Genomic DNA, 19,127 nt, shown 5'->3' with positions numbered 1-19,127 from the left:
TATCGACGACCAGATTGCCGGGATTGTCAAATTCTCAAGCAGAACAAGGGGATACGATCAATCAACCCGCGCCGACAGGAAATCCACGGTGCGCTCGAACGCCACCACACCGTCTGCACCATCGAGGTTGAACTGGTACTCATGTCCGAGCGGCGGCTCGTGATCTTCCGGAAAGAACAACGTGTCCACCTTGACGCCGAATCCAGTCAGCTTGTCGGCCAAAGGTTTCGACTGACGATCTGTCAGCGGGTCGGCATTGCCGCCACTGATGTAGGCGGGCGGGAAATCGGCCGTGACGTGATGGAGCGTCGACATCTGTTGCGCCGCTGTGCTATCGACAAAAAGGCGATCACCGGTATAGGCCCACAGCGAGCGATCGACACCCCAGCCGATGATGCCGGGGCCACCTACCATGTTCGCAACATCGTAGATTCCGCAGTTCAGCACAACTCCGCGCAGTTGATCCGGATGCAAGGCCGGCTTCACACAGACAAGGTCCGCGTACTCCGGATTGGTGATGATCGTTGCCAATTGGCTCGACAACTGAGCACCTGCCGAATCACCGGCCAGAAATATCTTCGACGGATCGACGTGCAACCTCTCGGCGTTCGCGAGGATGTACGCGTGTGCGTCGTTGAGCTGACCGATCGCCGTCGGATAACGATGCTCCGGTCCGATGGAGTAGTCCAGCGACACCACGGTGAAACCGCGCGAGGCAAGTAACTCGTAGTACGTGGCGTTGTTGGACTTGGTGCCGGAAATCCAGGCACCGCCGTGTGTCCACACCACTGTGGGGAGCGCGGTCTGCGTACCAGCCGGGAAATACACGTCCAGTCGGGCGTCGGAATCATCGGTGCGATAGTACTGATCCCGAATGGCGTCGACGCCTCCCGGCGCGTGTTTGCGCAGCTTGTCGGTGACCTTTGCTGCGTCACGGCCGAAGACCCAGCGCACAATCAGCGCGCCGGGCTTCGGGCTGCGAAGCAGAGTCCTGAGTCGATGGGACATCGGTGTCCTGAGTCGATGGGACATCGGTGTCCTGAGTCGATATGGCATCGGAGTCCTGACAGCTCGGCACTAGGTCCGAATCAGACTAACCCGACACCGTCGAAGCCGCCGGATCAACAGATCGCCTCAGCCAGTTTCTCGCGCACAAGTTCCTTGACGGCGCCTTTGGCAACCTTTCCGCCGGCTGCCATAGGCAACTCCGCCAGCGTCATCACATACTCCGGAATGTATTCGCGAGTGATGCCCTGCTCACGCATCCACTCGGTGAGCTCTGCCGCGGACAGTGCCTCACTGTCCGTGGTCACGACAACGGCGCACACCTTTTCCCCGAACAGAGCGTCGTCGACGCCGACCGCGGCAACCAAATCCACCAGCGGGTGCGCACGGACGTATTCCTCGACTTCGACGGCGGAGATGTTCTTGCCACCGCGAATGATGATGTCGGCCTTACGACCCACAACGCGGACGCGACCGTCCTCGTCGATTTCGACGATGTCGCCGAGCAGCATCCAGCCGTCTTCGGTGTACAGCTCGTTGTTGGCGTCGACGTCGCCCCAGTAGCCCTGACACATCAACGGTCCGTTGACCGCCGGTTGCCCGCGGCGCATGGATCCGACCACTTCTGTTGCGGCGTCGTCGAACACCCGAACCTGCATCCGGTCGATGACGTGACCACAGGTACGCAGCCTGGTATCGGAGTCGTCTTCGACGGTGGTGACGGAGACTGCTCCGGTTTCGTTGGAACCGTAGAATTGCAGCACTGCTGCTCCGGTTCGTTCCTCGAATGCCAGCGCCTCCGAGTACGGAACCGCCTCTCCCCCGGTAAACATGACGCGCAACGTATCGAGGTTTGCGCTCGCAGCGGCGTCGGATCGCAACAGCATCTTGAATTGTGTACTCACACAGTTCAACACGGTGACGCCTTCGCGTTCGATGAGATCGATCATCACCGCGACGTCGAATCGCTCCATGACCACGTTGGGGGCGCCGAGCAACGCGGGCAGGAAATGCGACGTCCACAGGCCGAAACCGAAGGGAGCCGGAACCGCCCCGAGGAAGACTTCTTCCGGTCCGACATCAGCTGCCTCTGCGCCGATCTCGGAGAATGCAACCCACCGATCTTCCGTCTGAGTCACCAGCTTCGGAAGTCCGGTCGTACCGGACGTCGAGTTCAGCATGGACACGGCAGCCGTCGAGAAGGTCGGGCTCGAGGCCTCGAAAACCCGCTTCGGCACGGGAAGAGAGACAACACCTCCCACCGCGGCGGCCCGTTCGAAACTCACGGCTCCGGTGTCGTCGGCAAACACCACGTCGAGGGTGGGATGCGCCTGTCGCAGTTGTGAGATCAACTCCGTGGTGTCGACGCCGCGCAAAGATCGCGTCGTCACCAGAACTGTGGCGTCGGAACGTTCGATCAGATGCGAGATCTCGCGGAGCCCGGATCGCGACCCGATTCCCACGGCCACCCGGCCGGTCCGGTACGCGGCACACAGCGCGGCGTGGAAGACCATGGTGTCCGGAAGCAGCACCGCTACATGCCCGTATCCCTCACTGGAAAGTTCGAGTGCCGACGCAATGGCGTCCGCGGCCGCGTCGTACTGCGCCCACGAAATTCGCGAAGTCGGGGTGATGAAGGCCGTGCGGTCCGGAATGGTCTCCGACCAGTGACGGACTATTTCACTGATGCTGACGCCGGAAAATCGATCCGGATCGAGGGCAAACTCGCCGATTGCCACGTCCAACGTTGTGGGTTCCTGCATGATCGTCATTCATCTCCCCTCGGCGCTGTGCACGCCCATCGACAATTTGTAAGCAGCATCCAGCGAAGCGGCGGAATCGCATTCGCGCACAATCTCGCCGCGTTGCATCACGTACCCACGGTCCACGACCGCCTTCAATGCTGACAAAGCGGGCTCGGCCACAATCACCGTAACCCCTTCCGATGCCAGTTGTCCTACAAGCGTGCGTAATTCAGCCACGATCTTGGGCGCGAGACCGGTCATCATCTCGTCGAGAAGCAGCAACGACGGTTTTGCCAGCAACGCCCGGCCCAGAACCAGCATCTGCTGCTCACCACCACTGAGTACCCCGGCAAAACTTTCGGCGCGGTCCTTCAGAATGGGAAAGCGCGCAAAAGCCGAATCCACTGCGTCCGCGTTCAGACCTAGAAGATCGGCACCCACGCGTAGATTTTCGCGGACCGACATGCGCATGAACAACTGCCGTCCCTGCGGAACATAAGCAAAACCGCTGCGTGCGCGTTCGAGCGCCGACATCTTCTCGACACTGCGGCCATCGACGGTTATCCGGCCGGACGCCGGTACGGAACCGTAGATCGCACCCATCAGAGAAGTCTTGCCCGCACCGTTGGGTCCGACCAGCGCGGTGACCTGACCGGGGGCAGCGACGAAGCTGACGTCGCGTACCGCGATGGCCGATCCGTAACGGACAGTGACCTTATCGACCTCGAGCATTGCTCACACCCTCTTCGTCGTCGGAACCGAAATACACCTCACGCATCGCGTCGCTGGACAGGCAGTCCTGCGGCGGACCGTAAAACGCGACGCCGCCGAAGTTCAGCAGGACAACCGTTGTCGCAAGTTCTGCGATGAGGTCGACGTTGTGATCGACGAGAACAACACCCTTGCCCTGCGCGGCAATGGAACGGACAGCGCCCGAAATAGCGTCGATGCCGTCGTGATCCGCGCCTGCAAACGGTTCGTCCAGGAGCAGCACTTCCGGACCGGTAGCCATCGCACGCGCAACCTCGACCAACCGCTGCGCTCCCAGACTCAGATCCCCGCACGCGCTTTCGGTGTCGCTGATCGAATACTCCCGCGCGAGCGCCGAAGCCTGGTCCGACGCTCTGTCCCAGTTCTCGAACGGCCCCTTGATCGCCCACCACAGCGAGCGCAGCGGCGAGGTGATCCGGTGCCCGTACAGTCCCGGGATGATGTTGTCGACGGCATTGAGTTCGAGTGCCAACTGCGGATGCTGGAACGTCCGCGAGAGCCCCTGCCTGGCACGACGTTCCGACGGGCCGCTCAGGGACTTACCGGCCAGCGTGATCGTTCCGGAATCGGCTTGTTGGGTACCGAAGATGCAGTCGACGAGTGTTGTCTTGCCTGCGCCGTTCGGTCCGACCAGACCGATCACCTCACCGCGACCGACGCTGAACGACACGTCGTCGACGGCACGCACACCGCCGTAGGACTTGTGGAGCCCACGAACCTCGAGCAACGGATCGGTCATCGGGAATCACGCTCCTGGTAGGTAGCAGTCAGACGGTTGATCAACGCGCGAGACCAACCGATCACGCCGCCAGGCGCGACGATCAGGATGACCAGAACCGCACCCGCCAGCAAGAGTTCACCACTGCCCTGATAGCCGGGCATGTTGAGTGTCACGATCACCACGATGAGAGCGCCGAGCGGTGCACCCCACGCGGAACCGCGGCCACCGATGATCGGCATGAAGATGGCAAGGAAGACGATGCTGAGGGTGAAGGTTTCCGGCGTCACCGCTTGAACCGAGACGGTGAAGAGCGATCCCCCGGTCGACGCGATTGCCGCGCCGATAGCCAGTGCCACGACGGTCAGATGCATCGGGTTGACACCGGATGCCCTGGCGACGTTCCGATTGTCCCGCGAAGCTTGCAACATCAGGCCCCACACGGACTTCCGCAGTCGATCGACCGCAACGGCGATGACGCAGACGAACAGAATCGCGAAAACGACCAACGCATAACGAGGTGTTTCCCAGCCGAACATCGTGAGAGCCGCGACGCCCGAGATTCCCGCCGAACCGCCGGTGAAACTCGGTCCGTCGATGAGCCAGTGCTCGAAGGCAATTCCGAACAGCAGAGTCACAGCGGCGAGGTAGAACCCGGAAAGCTTCTGCGTGGCAAGACTGAGCAGCACTGCCACACACGCCGCGACCAGAGCGCCGATGAGCCACCCCCACCACATCGACATCCCGGTCTTCACCGACATCAAGGCAACCGCGTAAGCCCCGATCGCCGCATAGGCGCTGTAGGCCATCGACAGGGAACCTGCCAGAACGAAGGGAACATACATCCCCAGCGCAATCAGCGAGTACGTCGCGGCCAGGAAGATAAGGTCCTGCCGGTACAGGCTCGGCCCCATCCACAGGAGAAGTACGGCAACAACTGTCACCGTAATCAGGGCTTCTCGCGACACGTTGCCGAGCCGCGCTCGCGACCTGATCGCGCGAGGTGTGGTTATCGCACCCATCAGACGCGCACCTTTCTCGAGAGCAGACCTTCCGGGCGGAAGGCAAAGAAGACCAGAGCGATCAGGAGGATCGCGGTCTGTGCGGCGCTGGCACCGAAGTAGTACGGCGCGAATACCTGGACGATGCCCAGCAACATTCCGCCGATCAGCGGTGCCCAGCTACGCCCGGTACCGCCGATGACCAGCGCGATGAATGCGGTGAGCGTCCAGGACAATCCACTGGTGAACTGCACGCCGGCTTTGGGAGCGAACAACAGTCCGGCGATCGCGGCGATGACGCCCGCGAGTGTGAAGGCAATCAATCGAACACGGTCGACCGGCAAGCCAAGTACCCGTGCTGCCTCAGGGTTGTCGCCCACGGCGCGCAGCAACCGGCCGGCGGTAGACCTGTTCAGCCACAGTCCGATTCCGATGAACACCAGCGCAGTCGCCACGATCAGAACTACAGTCGCGCTGTCGAGCGTTGCGCCGCCAACGGTGATCGGATCGAAGTCGAAGATCTTCTGCCCCGGCAACGGCGTACGCCCGAATACGGTTCCCGCAAGCTGCTGAATACCGAAGAGCACCGCCGTCACGGCTACCAAGGCCGGCAGCTCACCACGCCCCGAACGCTTCTGCACCTGCTTCACCACCAGCTTTTCGGTCAACACCGAAAGCGCCACTGCAACAGCAATTCCCAGTGGCATGGCCAACCACAGCGCCAACCCGTGATTGACCGCGATCCAACTGCTCGCCATAGCCGCTGCCATGGCGTACGGACCCATCGCGAAGTTGAAGAAATCCGCGCCGACCACCACGAGGTACATCCCCAGGGCGATCAACGAGAAGAAAGCACCGATCTCGATGGCTGCAAGCCAGAGTTGTGCGTCTGTCATGTCAAAGCTCCTCGGTTATCCGCACGGGGGCTGATAGGAATCCCACGGATGCGCGGGCTTGTTGTCGTCACCGAATTCGATGAGCACCAGTCCGCACAGGCTGTCCGGGGCCAAGTGGTCGTCCGGGCTGAAGGACAGTGTCAAATCGTCCTGGCCGAAACTGGAGGGAAGACCCGAAACCTGCTGGAGTGCATCACGAACGGCGGTCCGGTCCTGATGATCACCGGCAATCTCGATGGCCTTCGCCAGCATCATGACCGCGTCGTACGATTGCGCGTCGTAGGCGGTCAACTGATAGTCGGCGCCCTTGACCGCCCGGACCTTCTCGGTCAATTCCGCAGTTCGCGCATTGTCGGCACTGAGCGATCCCATGTAGACCATGCCACTCAGGGCCTTCGGATCGGCCAAAGCCCACGACGCCGGCTGGTTTCCGATGGAGGCCAGTGAGAAACGCTGCGTCTCGGGAACGATCTTCGAAAGTGTGTTGTGCGCCAGAATCTCGAAGTGCCCACCGATGCTGGCCACAAGAATGGCGTCAGGCTTCGTTTCCGCGAGTCGCGACACCTGCGCCGTGAGGTCCGCGGCGTCTACCGGAGCCTTCTCGACGGCAGTGACCGTTGCGCACTTCTCCAGCGCCGGACGCAGCGTCTTGATGATGCCGTCGATGGAAGCGCTTGCATCACCGAGGATTCCGAGTGAGCGGTAGCCCAGCTTCTCGAACGCTCCGCAATACACCTCGGCATATTGCTTGAGCGAGTTGGGAATCATGAACGAATAGTCGTTGCCAGGAGGGGAAGCAAACGCGTCGCTGAGGACAACGGGGGCAATCGCCGGGATCTTCGACTGCTCGAGAATCGACTTCGCCTGCAGGACCGAGCCGCTGCCGGTCGCCAGAATGACGGCACTTGCGCCCTGATCGACCAACTTACGAATGATCGACGGCGTCTTGGTGGGACTGCTCTCGTCATTCTCGACAACCAGGCGGACGGGCTTGCCGTTGATCCCACCTGCCTGGTTGATCAAGTCGACGCTGAGGCGGACCGTCTTGCCCGCGATGGTGCTGTACGACGCACCGGGGCCCGTCGAATCCTCGTCCAGCCCGATCACGATCTCGTTGTCCGGAATGACTCCAGCAGATGCACACGCACCTGCCCCGAGCACGACTGCCGCGGCTAAGGCTATTGCCTTCCCGAGTCTCACATCCCACTCCTGTCCAAACGATATTTGGTAAATCAAACAAGCGCTTGATTCACGACGCTGGGCAGAAGTATGCACTGGGTCACATAGATAGTCAAAATCGCCGTAACAGGGAGCGATCAGCCCCGTTGTTCGGCCTGCAGATCGCGAATCGCGGTGCTCAGATCGCGGATCACCGACTTCAACTCGTCGACGTCCGAACGCAGTTCGGCAACCTCACCGACCGGCGGTGCAACGTCGACATCGTCAGTCTTGACCTTCACCCGAGCGAGCGCTGTGGAACCGTCTCCGCGGCGGGCAAAACCGTCGAGAAACACAAGGATCAAATTCCGCTGCAGTTCGGGCGCCAGCTCGGCCAACTGTGAACGGTATTGAGCCACCGTCGACCACACCGACTCCCGCATCAACCGATGAAACTGTTCAGGATCGATGTCTTCGCGAAACTCCCCGTCTGCAATCCCACTCGCAATTGCCGTGCGCCAGTAGGCCTGCGCCTTCTGAACCGCAACGGTGATCGGCGCGTCGGAAGGCTGGGACGACAGGATCGCTTCGCCTTGATAGACCTCGGTGGCGTACGGGTGGTCGAGCGCGGTATTGAACGAGACCTCGACCATGGACGCCAACCGGTCGCGAGCTGATCCACCAGGTTCGATCGAGTCCTCGTATCTGATGTTGAGATCTTCGAGGAAACGCACGACTATTTCGTGCGCCATCGCGTCCTTGGATTCGAAGTAGTGATAGAGGCTTCCGGACAGAATTCCGACCTCGTCGGCGATATCTCGCACCGTCGTTGCCGCGATACCACGCTCGCTGAACAATTTTGCCGCGTGAGTGAGTATCTCTTCCCGTCGGGTCGAACGCACTGGTCTAATCCCCTCATCAATCGTCAAGCGAATGCTTGATCGAATATCGAGGATGCTAACACCGAGCCTGCTCTGACCTGCGGAGTGAGCACTCGTTCATCCAACCGACATATCGGACACACGATGGTGATCGAGTCTATTTCTTTCAGAAACAAGTTCTCCCTACGCTCATCCGCATCGACGAATACAACGCCGTATACGCGAGCCGGATACATCACATCCGGTAGTCCGTTCCCCGAAGCCATGTACCTGTAGCCACGCCCCTGTTTGCACGTCGGCGAAAAGCAGGTACTGAAGTCATGAAGACGAAAGGCCCGTCTATGCGAACCTTCTCGAAGCGCACCCTCGCCGCTCCGGCAGCTCTTGCAGCTCTGGGTTTGGTACTCACCGGTTGCGGAAGCAAAGCCTCTGATACGACGTCGGGTGACACCACGGCAGCATCGTGCGTCGACACCTCCGGCGACACGATCAAGGTCGGTTCACTCAACTCGTTGTCCGGCACCATGGCCATCAGTGAAGTGACAGTGCGCGATTCGATTGCACTCGCAGTTCAGGAGATCAACGACGCCGGTGGCGTTTTGGGCAAAAAGGTTCAGATCGTCGCCGAGGACGGCGCATCCGAGCCGACGGTATTCGCAGAAAAGGCGGAGAAGCTCATCAGCAGCGACTGTGTCGCAGCAGTTTTCGGCGGTTGGACGTCGTCGAGCCGTAAGGCCATGCTCCCGGTCTTCGAAGACAACAATTCGCTCCTCTACTACCCCGTTCAGTACGAGGGCCTCGAGGATTCCAAGAACATCTTCTACACCGGCGCTACAACCAATCAGCAGATCATCCCGGCACTGGACTACCTGAAGGAAAAGGGCGTCAAGTCCCTCTACCTGGTCGGAAGTGACTACGTCTTCCCACAGACCGCCAATCGCATCATCAAGGCGTACGCGGCAGCCAACGGTATCGAGATCAAGGGCGAGGACTACACGCCGCTCGGTTCGACCGACTTCTCCACCATCGTCAACAAGGTCCGCACGGCCGACGCCGACGCCGTATTCAACACGCTCAACGGCGATTCGAACGTCGCGTTCTTCCGCGAGTACACCAATGTGGGGCTGAAGCCGGCCGACATGCCTGTTGTCTCGGTGTCCATCGCAGAGGAAGAGGTCGGCGGCATCGGCGTGCAGAACGTCGAAGGACAGCTGACGGCCTGGAACTACTACCAGACCATCGACACCCCGGAGAACAACAAGTTCGTCGCGGCATACAAGGCGAAGTACGGCCAGAACAAGCCGACGTCCGACCCCATGGAAGCTGCATACACCTCGGTGTACCTGTGGAAGAACACGGCCGAGAAGGCCAATTCCTTTGCTGTCAAGGATATTCAGGACAACGCCGACGGCGTCACCTTCGAAGCCCCCGAAGGCCTCGTCACCATAGACGGCGACAACCATCACATCACCAAGACCGCCCGCATCGGCGAAATCCGAAGCGACGGACTGATCTACACCGTCTGGGATTCCGGTCAGCCGATCGAGCCCGACCCGTACCTCGAGAGCTACCCGTGGGCCTCGGGTCTCGGCGCCAGCAAGTAACAACCTGACCGCAATGAAACCGACTGGTAGAGAGGTGGAACGTCTGTCATGGATGTTGTGATCGGACAGCTGTTCACAGGTTTGAGCATCGGCTCGATTCTGTTGTTGGCTGCATTGGGACTATCGCTCACGTTTGGCCAAATGGGTGTCATCAACATGGCCCACGGCGAGTTCATCATGGCCGGCTCGTACACGGCCTACGTTGTGCAGCAGGTAATCTCCAATGCAACCGGTTCGTTGATCATCTCTCTACTGGTCGGTTTCATCGTCGGCGGATTGATGGGTGTGGCCCTGGAAGTGCTTCTGGTGTCACGGATGTACCACCGCCCGCTCGACACGTTGTTGGTGACGTTCGGCGTCGGACTGATCCTTCAGCAGTTGGCGCGCGACATCTTCGGTGCGCCTGCCGTCAACACCACCGCACCGTCCTGGCTTTCGGGTGGTGTCGACATCCTCGGCGCCGTAGTTCCGAAAACCCGCATCTTCATTCTGGTGCTGGCAATCGCGGCAGTGATCGCATTGTCTCTGGCACTCAAGCAGTCGTCGATGGGTAGGCGCATCCGCGCCGTAGTCCAGAACCGAGATCTGGCCGAGACCAGCGGAATATCCTCCCGCCGTACCGATATCACCACCTTCTTCCTCGGATCCGGACTCGCCGGCGTTGCCGGTGTCGCCCTGACCCTGATCGGTTCCACCAGCCCGACCATCGGGCAGTCGTATCTGATCGACGCGTTCCTGGTTGTGGTCGTCGGCGGACTCGGACAGATGAAGGGCGCAGTGATCGCCGCGTTTGCACTCGGCATCCTGAACTCCTTCATCGAGTACTCCACCACCGCATCGATTGCCAAGGTCATCTTGTTCGTCATCATCGTCGTCTTCCTCCAAGTGCGTCCCCAGGGACTGTTTGCAGTCAAGACAAGGAGCCTCGTATGAGCGTCCTGACCAATCCCCGAATCCGGGTCTGGGGCGGATTCGCCGTCGCCGCGATCATCCTGTTCGGACTTGCCCCAGCCGTGCTCTCCGACTTCCGACTCTCCCTGCTGGGAAAGTTCCTGTGCTTCGCGATCGTCGCAGTAGGCATCGGACTCGCCTGGGGCAGAGGTGGAATGCTCACCCTCGGCCAAGGTGTGTTCTTCGGCATCGGCGCCTACGTCATGGCAATGCACCTCAAGATCGCCGACGCCGAACTCAAAGGTGACGCGGTACCCGATTTCATGGCGATCGCCGGCAAGACCGAACTGCCCGGTTACTGGCAGCCGTTTGCCTCCCCGTTCGTCGCGATCTTCGCGGTACTGTTCCTGCCCGCGACCGTCGCGTTTCTCCTCGGACTCGGCGTCTTCAAACGACGCGTCAAGGGCGCATACTTCGCGATCCTCTCGCAAGCTCTCGCCGCGGCATTCGCCATCCTGCTGATCGGTCAGCAAACCATCGGCGGCAGCAACGGACTCAACCGTTTCCGCACGTTCTTCGGCTTCAACCTCAACGACCCCGCCAACAAGCAGATGCTGTTCTTCATCGCCTCCGGAGTGCTCCTCGCCTCCGTCGCCCTGATCCGGCAACTGATGAACTCACGCTACGGTGAACTGCTTGTCGCAGTGCGAGATCAGGAAGAGCGCGTGCGCTTCCTCGGGTACGACCCTGCCAACATCAAGCTGGTCGCCTACGTCACCGCCGCATTCCTGGCCGGTATCGCCGGAGCGTTGTTCGTGCCCATCGTCGGCATCATTTCCCCCGCCGACGTCGGAATCGTTCCCTCCATCGCCTTCCTCATCGGCGTGGCGATCGGCGGCCGCGCAACGCTTCTCGGCCCCGTGCTCGGTGCCATCGGTGTTGCCTGGGCTCAGTCGGCCTTCTCCGAGAAGATGCCGTCCGGCTGGATCTATGCCCAGGGTCTGATGTTCATCGTTGTCGTCGGGTTCTTCCCCGCCGGAGTCGCCGGACTCTTTGCGCTCCTGCGCCACCGCCGCAAGCGTGAAAAAACCACCCCCGAAACACCGAAAATCAGCGAACCGGAAACTGTGGAGGTGTCCGTATGACCAGCACCGGTACAACCGACACAAGCGCACCGAACCCCGTATTGGGCGGCAATGCCGGAATGTCTTCCGAATACCTGGAAGTGCGGAACTTGAGTGTCAGCTTCGACGGATTCAAGGCCGTCGACAGTGTGGACCTGACACTGATGCAGGGTGACCTTCGCTTTCTGATCGGCCCCAACGGCGCCGGGAAGACCACCCTTGTCGACGCCATCACCGGACTGGTACCGGCGACGGGTTCGATCACCAAGTCCGGTGAACAGTTGCTGGGCAAGAAGGTTCACAAGATCGCCCGCCTCGGGGTCGGGCGCACCTTCCAGACCGCCAGCGTCTTCGAAGAACTCTCCGTTCTGCAAAACCTGGACATCGCTGCCGGTGCGGGCCGCTCCCCGTGGGAGTTGCTGCGCACCCGCAAATCCGTTCTCCCCGAGATCGAGGAAGCCCTCGAAACCACCGGACTCGAAGCTCTACGCGATACACCCGCCGGAATCCTCGCGCACGGGCAGAAGCAGTGGCTCGAGATCGGAATGCTTCTGGTACAGAACTGTTCGGTACTTCTGCTCGACGAACCCGTCGCCGGAATGAGCCTGGAAGAACGCGAGGAAACCGGCAACCTCCTGCGTCGTATCGGTGGTGCGCGCACCGTGGTTGTCGTCGAGCACGACATGGACTTCATGCGAGCATTTGCCACCTCGGTCACCGTCCTCGCAGCAGGCAAGGTTCTTGCGGAAGGAACTGTCGCGCAGGTTCAGGCCGATCCCAAAGTCCAAGAGGTCTACCTCGGCACCGCTGCGGCTGTGCCTCACGGCGAGGAGTGAATCATGCTTGAAATCAAGGACGTCCGCGCCGGATACGGACGCACCGAGGTCATCCACGGAATCTCGCTCACCGTTCCGGGCAACGGTGTCGCCGCCGTCATGGGCCACAACGGCGCCGGAAAGACGACGTTGCTCCGAGCCGCTGTCGGGTTGATCAAACCGACCAGTGGAACGATCCTCCTGAACGGCGAAGACATCACGACACTGCGCCCGAGCGCCCGCGTCACCCGCGGCCTCGCCTATGTCCCCCAAGGACAACAATCCTTCGGCCAACTCACCACGGCCGAGAACCTTCAGGTTGTCGCGGACGGCCGCAAACGCGGAAAGGCGCTGATTGCAGAAGCATTGGATATGTTTCCCGCGCTGACCACACTGCTCGACCGCCGGGCCGGCTTGCTGTCGGGTGGGCAGCGACAGCAACTCGCCATCGCCCGCGCCCTCATCACCGAACCGAAAATTCTGATCCTCGACGAACCCACCGAAGGCATCCAACCCAACGTCGTCGCCGAGATCGAACGCACCATCATCGACCTCACCAATCGCGGCGATCTCGGAGTCCTCCTGGTCGAACAGCACATCGGGTTTGCGCTCCAGTCAGCGCAGCACTACAGCGTTCTCGCGGCCGGTCATGTGACGTCGACCGGAGAGGGAGGCACCACATCCACCGATGCCGTCCGACGAGCGATGGCCATCTGACATGTCCGCCGTCGAACATTCGACCGGATCGCTGCGGGATCAGGTGTATCAGTCGATCCGGGCCGATCTGATGGCCGGGAAGATCACGCCGACGGAACGACTGAGCGAGGAGCGGCTCGCGCAGATCTACGGAGTTTCGAGAACTCCGGTGCGAGAAGCTCTGGCCCGCTTGCAATCCGACGGTTTGGTTCAACGCGGCGAGCATGGGCTGTATCCGTATCGGCCACGCCTGGAAGATCTCAACGGATTGTACGAGCTACGAATATTGCTCGAACTACAGGGAATTCGCCGAGTCATCGATACGGAGTACGCCCGTCACGACGCAGATATTCTGGGTGCTGAACTCGAAAAGTGGTATGCGCTGCGCACCCATTCGCTCGAACCGGACTCCAGCTTTGTCACTCTCGACGAGGAGTTCCACACGGCACTACTTGTATCGGCCGGAAACCCCGCACTGACGGAGGCCTTGGCAACCGTCAATGCCAAAATCCGGCCGGTACGGATGTTCGACTACCTGACGCCGGCCGGGATCGAAGCGACGATCGACGAGCACATCGCGATAGCTGAACTTGTTCTCGACAACAAGTTGCCACAAGCGTTCGAGTCGTTGCGGGCGCACATCGACGACGGCAGGCTCGTGGTTGTCGAGCACGCTCGCCAGGCACTGTCGTTGGCGGCACTGGCGAGTGCGGTTCGATATTGACGGGCACATTTCGATTTATTGTGCGGTGAGGAAATAGGAATGCACTCCGGGCGGTTGCACTTCACAACAACTGTTTTCTGCCCGCCTCGAAAGGTGCCCACTTCATGTCGGTTCCACTCTCCATCCTCGATCTTGCGCACATCGGCCAGAACGAGACCGCCAAAGACAGCTTCGACGCCAGTGTCACGCTGGCGCAGCGAGCCGAGGAGTGGGGCTACCAGCGAATCTGGTACGCCGAGCACCACAACATGGGCTCCATCGCGTCGTCCGCGACCAGTGTCCTGATCGGCCACGTTGCAGCTCACACCACCAAGATCCGACTTGGCGCTGGTGGCATCATGCTCCCCAACCACGCACCGCTCACCATTGCCGAACAGTTCGGCACACTCGAGACACTGCACCCCGGACGCATAGATCTTGGCCTCGGACGCGCACCCGGCAGCGATCAGAAGACGATGCAGGCCCTGCGCCGCGACCCCAGTTCGTCCGACAGCTTCCCGCAGGATGTCCTCGAACTTCAGGGATATCTTGGCGACACCTCGCGCATTCCGGGCATCAGCGCGGTGCCAGGCAAGGGCACCCATGTCCCCCTCTACATCCTCGGTTCGTCACTGTTCGGCGCAAAACTTGCCGCGATGCTCGGCCTTCCCTACGCGTTTGCGTCACACTTCGCGCCTAACGCTCTTCGCGACGCCGTGACCATCTACCGCCGGGAGTTCAAGCCGTCGGAACAGTTGGCGGAGCCGTACGTGATCGCGGGCGTCAATGTCATCGCCGCCGATACCACCGAGCAGGCTCAGCAAGAGTTCCTCGAATCCAAGCGCAACCGCGTCAGCTTGCTCCTCGGCCGTGGCCGCACGTTCACCGACGACGAGGCCGACATGTTGCTCGACTCCCCCGCCGGTCAACAGGTTCTGCAAATGGCCAGGTACAGCGCCGTCGGCACACCCGCAGAAGTCCGCACGTACCTGGACGAATTCACCGAGCATGCGCAGGCCGACGAGTTGATCACCGTCTCAACCGGCACCAACCGCGCCGCGTGGCTGCGCACGTTCGAACTACTCGCCGACGTCAGCAACCTGGTGCCCGCCTAAGCTGCGGGGCATGGGCGATCCATCCCGTCGCGGGTTCATCTCGGTACTTGCCGTACTTCTGTCGACGGGGTGGGCCGCCAACCACTTTGCCTCCCTCATCCCGGTACTGCGGGAGCACGAGGGACTCTCGCACGCCGTTCTCGACGGCGTGTTCGGCATCTACGCGCTGGGTCTGCTGCCCGGACTGTTGACCGGTGGTGTGCTGTCCGATCGTGTCGGACGAGCAGCCGTTGTCCTGCCAGGAGCTCTGGTGGCGTCGCTGGGCACGGTATTTCTCTTGCTGTGGCACAACACTTCCGGCCTCCTGGTTGGCCGTCTTGTGGTCGGCGTCGGCGCCGGTCTGGCAATCGGCGCCGGCACAGCCTGGGCCGCTGATCTGCGCGGCAAAGCCGGAACCGCGATGGCCGGCGTTGTCCTCACTTCCGGTTTTGCCTTGGGCCCCTTGTTCTCCGGCCTGATGGCCCAGTTCGCGGCCTTTCCTTTGGCCACGCCCTTTGTCGTCTCAGCACTGCTGTCCGTCTGTTCCGTTGCCGCCGCGGCGATGTGGAGTCGAACACCGACCTCACCTTCGGCCGTGCTCCCGTTGCCGGCCGACGGGGAACGATCCGTCCGCTCGGCCTTGATCTGGGCGCTACCGCTCGCGCCCTGGGTGTTTGCCAGTGCGACAGTCTCATTCGTGACGATGTCCGCGCGACTAGGCGATCGATACTCCGGACCACTACTCCCCGGAATAGCCGCAGCACTCACACTCTGCGCGGGCATCATCGTTCAAACCATTGCCCGTCATCACGATTGGGGCAGGCAGGCCGGAAGCGCCGGTGCCGGACTAGCCGCGCTCGGATACTGCCTCGTCGCAGCCGGCGGAGCCCACCCGCCACTTGCCCTGTTTGTCGTGTGCGCCCTCACGCTCGGAACTGCATACGGCCTGTGCCTGCGTAGTGGTCTCCTCGACCTCGAAACCCTTGCGCCACCGGCGTCACGCGGAACATTGACGGGCATCTTCTACGTCGGCACGTACCTCGGCTTCGGACTGCCGGTCTTGCTGGTTGTCCTCGAACCGAGCCTGGGACCGTCGATACCGATGCTCGTTCTCGCCGCACTTGCCGCGATGGTTGCCGTAATCCGATTCCGGGCAGTGTTAGCGTCGTATCAACCCACGACACTCGAGGAGTACGCGTCATGACTGCACGCATCCGGCCAGGCCGATTCAAAGAACTTGGCCCGATCAACTGGGGAATCTGGCGTGTCCTCTCGAAAGCCGCGGGCGCACCGGACGCACACCTGTTCAGCACGTTAGGTCGGACCGGCGGCCTGTTCCGAGGTTGGCTGCACTACTCCGGGTCACTGATGCCCGGCGGCAGGATCTCACGCCACGACACCGAACTGATCATCCTGCGCGTCGCACACCTGAGGCAGTGCGACTACGAAATGGACCACCACATCAGGCTCGGCCGAAAGGCTGGAATCGACGCCCAGGAGCTTGCCCGAATTATCGAGGGCCCCAACGCTTCCGGGTTGAGTTCTCGTCACCACGCGATCTTGACCGCGGTCGACGAGTTGGTCACCACCAAAGACGTCACCGACGTGACCTGGAACATGTTGTCCCAGCACCTCGACGACCGTCGGCTCATCGAATTCACGTTGCTGGTCACCCAATACGACGGCTTGGCTACCACTATCGGGACGTTGCGCGTCCAACGCGATTTTTCGTAGCCGGCCATCAAGGTTTGCAAATACGAATTGTCGCTTCCCGCACCACTTCACGGCGGCGCGCGAGTTCCTGCGCGTCCACCGATTGATTGTCGATGATGCCGGGTGCGACCACCCAAGCAAAGACGAGGCCGAAGATCAAGGTGATGAGGTCTTCCGGATTCCAGTGCGCTGCGATGCCGCCGTCGTCCTGAGCCTTGCGGATCGCAGCCATCCGCGGGAGCCAACTGGAGTGCTCTTCGGCTTGCTTACGCATCCGCGGGCCTTCACCTTGCAGTTGGCCCCAGATCATCATGCGCTGGATGTGCGGCTTTCGGGTCATGGCATCGAACAATTCGACAGCATGCTGCGGCATGTCCCCGCCCACCCACTCCACGCATTCCATGGCTTCGACAAAATCCGCGTCGAGCACGGCGTGAAAGAGCGCCACCTTGTCACCGAAGTACGCATAAAGCCGTTCCTTGCTGGCGTTGCCGTTCTTCGCGATGCGATCGATCCGTGCTCCGGCGAGTCCGTAGGTGCCGAATTCTTCTAGCGCTGCGTCAAGGATTCGCTGCTTCGTTGCGGTCACATCTGTGGGAGCCATAGTGATTATCGTAACCGAACGAACTATTTCGTTTGACTCTCGAAGAAGCGCTCACTTACCTTGTAACGATGACCACCACTGACGTCGAAAGCGGCGCAACGCCGCCGTCTCCGGCGATCTCCGAAAACCCGAATCATCAACGACGTTGGCTGGTGCTCTGCATCGTCGCGTTTGCACAACTCATGGTGGTGCTCGACGGCACCATCGTCTCCATTGCCCTGCCCGCCGCGCAGGCAGAACTCGGAATCAGCGACCTCGATCGCGCCTGGGTTGTCACCTCGTACGCGCTGGCATTCGGCGCACTGCTTCTGCTCGGTGGCCGCATCGCCGACTACTGGGGACGTAAGCGTTCCTTCATCGTCGGCATGGCCGGCTTTGCCGTGGCGTCAGGCATCGGCGGGATCGCCCAGACCGGTATCGAACTCTTCATCGCCCGCGCCGGGCAGGGTGTCTTCGCGGCACTGCTCGCGCCCGCCGCGCTCTCGATGCTCACCACCACCTTCATCGGAGAAAAGGAGCGCGCCAAGGCTTTTGCCGTCTACGGCGCGATTTCCGGTGGTGGCGCAGCGATCGGCCTGCTGCTCGGCGGCGTCCTGACTCAGTACGTCGACTGGCGCTGGTGCCTGCTCGTGAACATTCCGATCGCGCTCATCGCGATTGCTGCTGCCGTCCCGATCGTCAAGGAAACCAAGGCACACGGCGACACGAGCTACGACCTTCCCGGCGCCGTCCTCATCGCACTCGGACTCGGATCCCTGGTCTACGGATTCACGCGCGCCGAGCACGGGTGGGGTCAGACCGATACCCTCCTGTTCATCGCTTTGGGCTTGGTCTTCCTGGCACTGTTCGTGGTCGTCGAGAGTCGTAGCAAGAATCCGCTTCTGCCACTGAGCGTTCCGTGGCACCGCGACCGCGGCGCCGCACTGATCGGGTCCATGCTCGTCGGCGCAGCGCTTCTCGGCGGCACGTTGTACCTGACGTTCTACCTGCAGATCGTGCTCGGATTCAGCCCCGTCATGGCCGGCGTCGGCTCACTGCCGATGGCCTTCTTCATCGTGCTTGCATCCACCGCCGCCGCCCAGCTGTCCACCAAGATCGGCCCCAAGCCGCTCATGGTTGCCGGCCCCCTGGTTGCCGCAGTCGGACTGCTCATGCTCACCCAGATCGAGGTCCACAGCTCCTACTGGACCCACGTGTTCCCGGGTCTTGCCATCTTCGGTTTCGGTTTGGGCCTGCTGATGGTGCCCATGCAGAACCTTGCACTGATCGGTGTTCCCGACCACGACGCCGGCGCAGCCAGCGCCCTCGTCAACGCAACGCTGCAGATCGGCGGCGCACTGGGAACCGCACTCTTCACCACGATCTACGCGTCGGCCAAGTCTGCATTCACCACCGACAACGCGGCACCGATCCCCCCGGAAGGCATTCCAGTCGACATGTCGAACGCGACCGTTCCGACCGGCGACGAATTGGCTCTGCTCCCCCAGCCGGTGCAGGACTTCATCGCCTCGATGACCGACTACGTCTTCGGCGCCGAGGTCTCCGGATACACCGCCGCATTCGGTTGGGCGGCAATCCTGTTGGCGATCATCGCACCCGTTGTCGTAGTGCTCGTCCGCGCCAAGAAGGGCGACCTCCCCGCTGAGGGCGCTGTCCATATGGGGTAAACCCCTGTGCGCCTTTCTGGTAGTTCCCGCTACCAGAAAGG

At 61.4% G+C, this 19,127-nt stretch carries 19 protein-coding genes; 10 read left to right on the top strand and 9 right to left on the bottom strand.

The annotated features are described in order from the left end of the window. Positions 1-57: 57 nt before the first annotated feature. The 8 genes from R4P64_RS25310 to R4P64_RS25275 form a co-directional block, all read right to left on the bottom strand. Complete coding sequence (locus R4P64_RS25310; RefSeq protein WP_317823165.1) at positions 58-1,008, bottom strand: alpha/beta hydrolase; 951 nt, start codon at positions 1,006-1,008, stop codon at positions 58-60. Between the two features lie 113 nt (positions 1,009-1,121). Next, positions 1,122-2,768 (bottom strand): class I adenylate-forming enzyme family protein, encoded by a 1,647-nt coding sequence (locus R4P64_RS25305; protein ID WP_411742708.1) that lies wholly within the window; start codon positions 2,766-2,768, stop codon positions 1,122-1,124. A gap of 9 nt (positions 2,769-2,777) precedes the next feature. Further along, positions 2,778-3,482 (bottom strand): ABC transporter ATP-binding protein, encoded by a 705-nt coding sequence (locus tag R4P64_RS25300; RefSeq protein WP_092802221.1) that lies wholly within the window; start codon positions 3,480-3,482, stop codon positions 2,778-2,780. Further along, positions 3,466-4,260 (bottom strand): ABC transporter ATP-binding protein, encoded by a 795-nt coding sequence (locus R4P64_RS25295; protein WP_317823160.1) that lies wholly within the window; start codon positions 4,258-4,260, stop codon positions 3,466-3,468. Before R4P64_RS25295 ends, R4P64_RS25300 begins: the two co-directional genes overlap by 17 nt. Beyond that, positions 4,257-5,261: a branched-chain amino acid ABC transporter permease gene (locus R4P64_RS25290; RefSeq protein ID WP_317823158.1), complete on the bottom strand. Its 1,005-nt coding sequence runs from the start codon at positions 5,259-5,261 to the stop codon at positions 4,257-4,259. The genes R4P64_RS25295 and R4P64_RS25290 overlap by 4 nt, the downstream gene beginning before the upstream one ends. Beyond that, positions 5,261-6,136, bottom strand: coding sequence for a branched-chain amino acid ABC transporter permease (locus tag R4P64_RS25285; RefSeq protein WP_033235550.1), 876 nt, complete (start codon positions 6,134-6,136; stop codon positions 5,261-5,263). The genes R4P64_RS25290 and R4P64_RS25285 overlap by 1 nt, the downstream gene beginning before the upstream one ends. A 15-nt stretch (positions 6,137-6,151) precedes the next feature. Then, entirely contained in the window at positions 6,152-7,336 is a 1,185-nt protein-coding gene (locus R4P64_RS25280; RefSeq protein WP_317823156.1) for an ABC transporter substrate-binding protein, read from the bottom strand. 116 nt (positions 7,337-7,452) lie between these two features. After that, a complete protein-coding gene (locus R4P64_RS25275) occupies positions 7,453-8,196 on the bottom strand; it encodes a TetR/AcrR family transcriptional regulator (RefSeq protein WP_317823154.1) in 744 nt (247 codons plus the stop codon). Positions 8,197-8,516: 320 nt separating this feature from the next. Here R4P64_RS25275 and urtA point away from each other — a divergent pair, with 320 nt between their 5' ends. The 9 genes from urtA to R4P64_RS25230 all read left to right on the top strand — a co-directional run bounded on the left by urtA (position 8,517) and on the right by R4P64_RS25230 (position 16,836). After that, a complete protein-coding gene (urtA, locus tag R4P64_RS25270) occupies positions 8,517-9,779 on the top strand; it encodes an urea ABC transporter substrate-binding protein (protein WP_317823253.1) in 1,263 nt (420 codons plus the stop codon). Positions 9,780-9,827: 48 nt separating this feature from the next. Further along, a complete protein-coding gene (gene urtB / locus R4P64_RS25265; RefSeq protein ID WP_033235554.1) occupies positions 9,828-10,712 on the top strand; it encodes an urea ABC transporter permease subunit UrtB in 885 nt (294 codons plus the stop codon). Beyond that, on the top strand, positions 10,709-11,815 hold the full coding sequence (gene urtC, locus R4P64_RS25260; protein WP_045063953.1) for an urea ABC transporter permease subunit UrtC: 1,107 nt from the start codon (positions 10,709-10,711) through the stop codon (positions 11,813-11,815). The genes urtB and urtC overlap by 4 nt, the downstream gene beginning before the upstream one ends. Continuing rightward, positions 11,812-12,630 (top strand): urea ABC transporter ATP-binding protein UrtD, encoded by an 819-nt coding sequence (gene urtD / locus R4P64_RS25255; protein ID WP_033235556.1) that lies wholly within the window; start codon positions 11,812-11,814, stop codon positions 12,628-12,630. The genes urtC and urtD overlap by 4 nt, the downstream gene beginning before the upstream one ends. 3 nt (positions 12,631-12,633) lie before the next feature. Beyond that, positions 12,634-13,326 carry an urea ABC transporter ATP-binding subunit UrtE gene (urtE, locus tag R4P64_RS25250; protein ID WP_033235557.1) on the top strand — a complete coding sequence of 231 codons (693 nt, stop codon included), beginning with the start codon at positions 12,634-12,636 and terminating at the stop codon, positions 13,324-13,326. A gap of 1 nt (position 13,327) precedes the next feature. Further along, entirely contained in the window at positions 13,328-14,029 is a 702-nt protein-coding gene (locus R4P64_RS25245; RefSeq protein ID WP_033235558.1) for a GntR family transcriptional regulator, read from the top strand. A 104-nt stretch (positions 14,030-14,133) separates the two neighbouring features. Next, complete coding sequence (locus R4P64_RS25240; RefSeq protein WP_045063958.1) at positions 14,134-15,123, top strand: LLM class flavin-dependent oxidoreductase; 990 nt, start codon at positions 14,134-14,136, stop codon at positions 15,121-15,123. Between the two features lie 10 nt (positions 15,124-15,133). Continuing rightward, complete coding sequence (locus R4P64_RS25235; RefSeq protein ID WP_317823152.1) at positions 15,134-16,306, top strand: MFS transporter; 1,173 nt, start codon at positions 15,134-15,136, stop codon at positions 16,304-16,306. Continuing rightward, positions 16,303-16,836, top strand: a complete 534-nt coding sequence (locus R4P64_RS25230; RefSeq protein ID WP_317823151.1) for a carboxymuconolactone decarboxylase family protein — start codon at positions 16,303-16,305, stop codon at positions 16,834-16,836. Before R4P64_RS25235 ends, R4P64_RS25230 begins: the two co-directional genes overlap by 4 nt. 7 nt (positions 16,837-16,843) lie before the next feature. Here R4P64_RS25230 and R4P64_RS25225 read toward each other — a convergent pair whose 3' ends face one another. After that, positions 16,844-17,419: a TetR family transcriptional regulator gene (locus tag R4P64_RS25225; RefSeq protein WP_116101775.1), complete on the bottom strand. Its 576-nt coding sequence runs from the start codon at positions 17,417-17,419 to the stop codon at positions 16,844-16,846. A 68-nt stretch (positions 17,420-17,487) separates the two neighbouring features. Here R4P64_RS25225 and R4P64_RS25220 point away from each other — a divergent pair, with 68 nt between their 5' ends. Further along, a complete protein-coding gene (locus tag R4P64_RS25220) occupies positions 17,488-19,086 on the top strand; it encodes an MFS transporter (RefSeq protein WP_092802254.1) in 1,599 nt (532 codons plus the stop codon). The last annotated feature ends 41 nt before the right edge of the window (positions 19,087-19,127 follow it).

Origin of the sequence: Rhodococcus sp. IEGM 1366 (assembly GCF_033142425.1) — a bacterium.
In the GTDB taxonomy this organism is placed as follows: Bacteria; Actinomycetota; Actinomycetes; order Mycobacteriales; family Mycobacteriaceae; genus Rhodococcus_F; species Rhodococcus_F globerula.
Note: the sequence above shows the minus strand (reverse complement) of the source record. Positions and strands in the feature narration are given on the sequence as shown.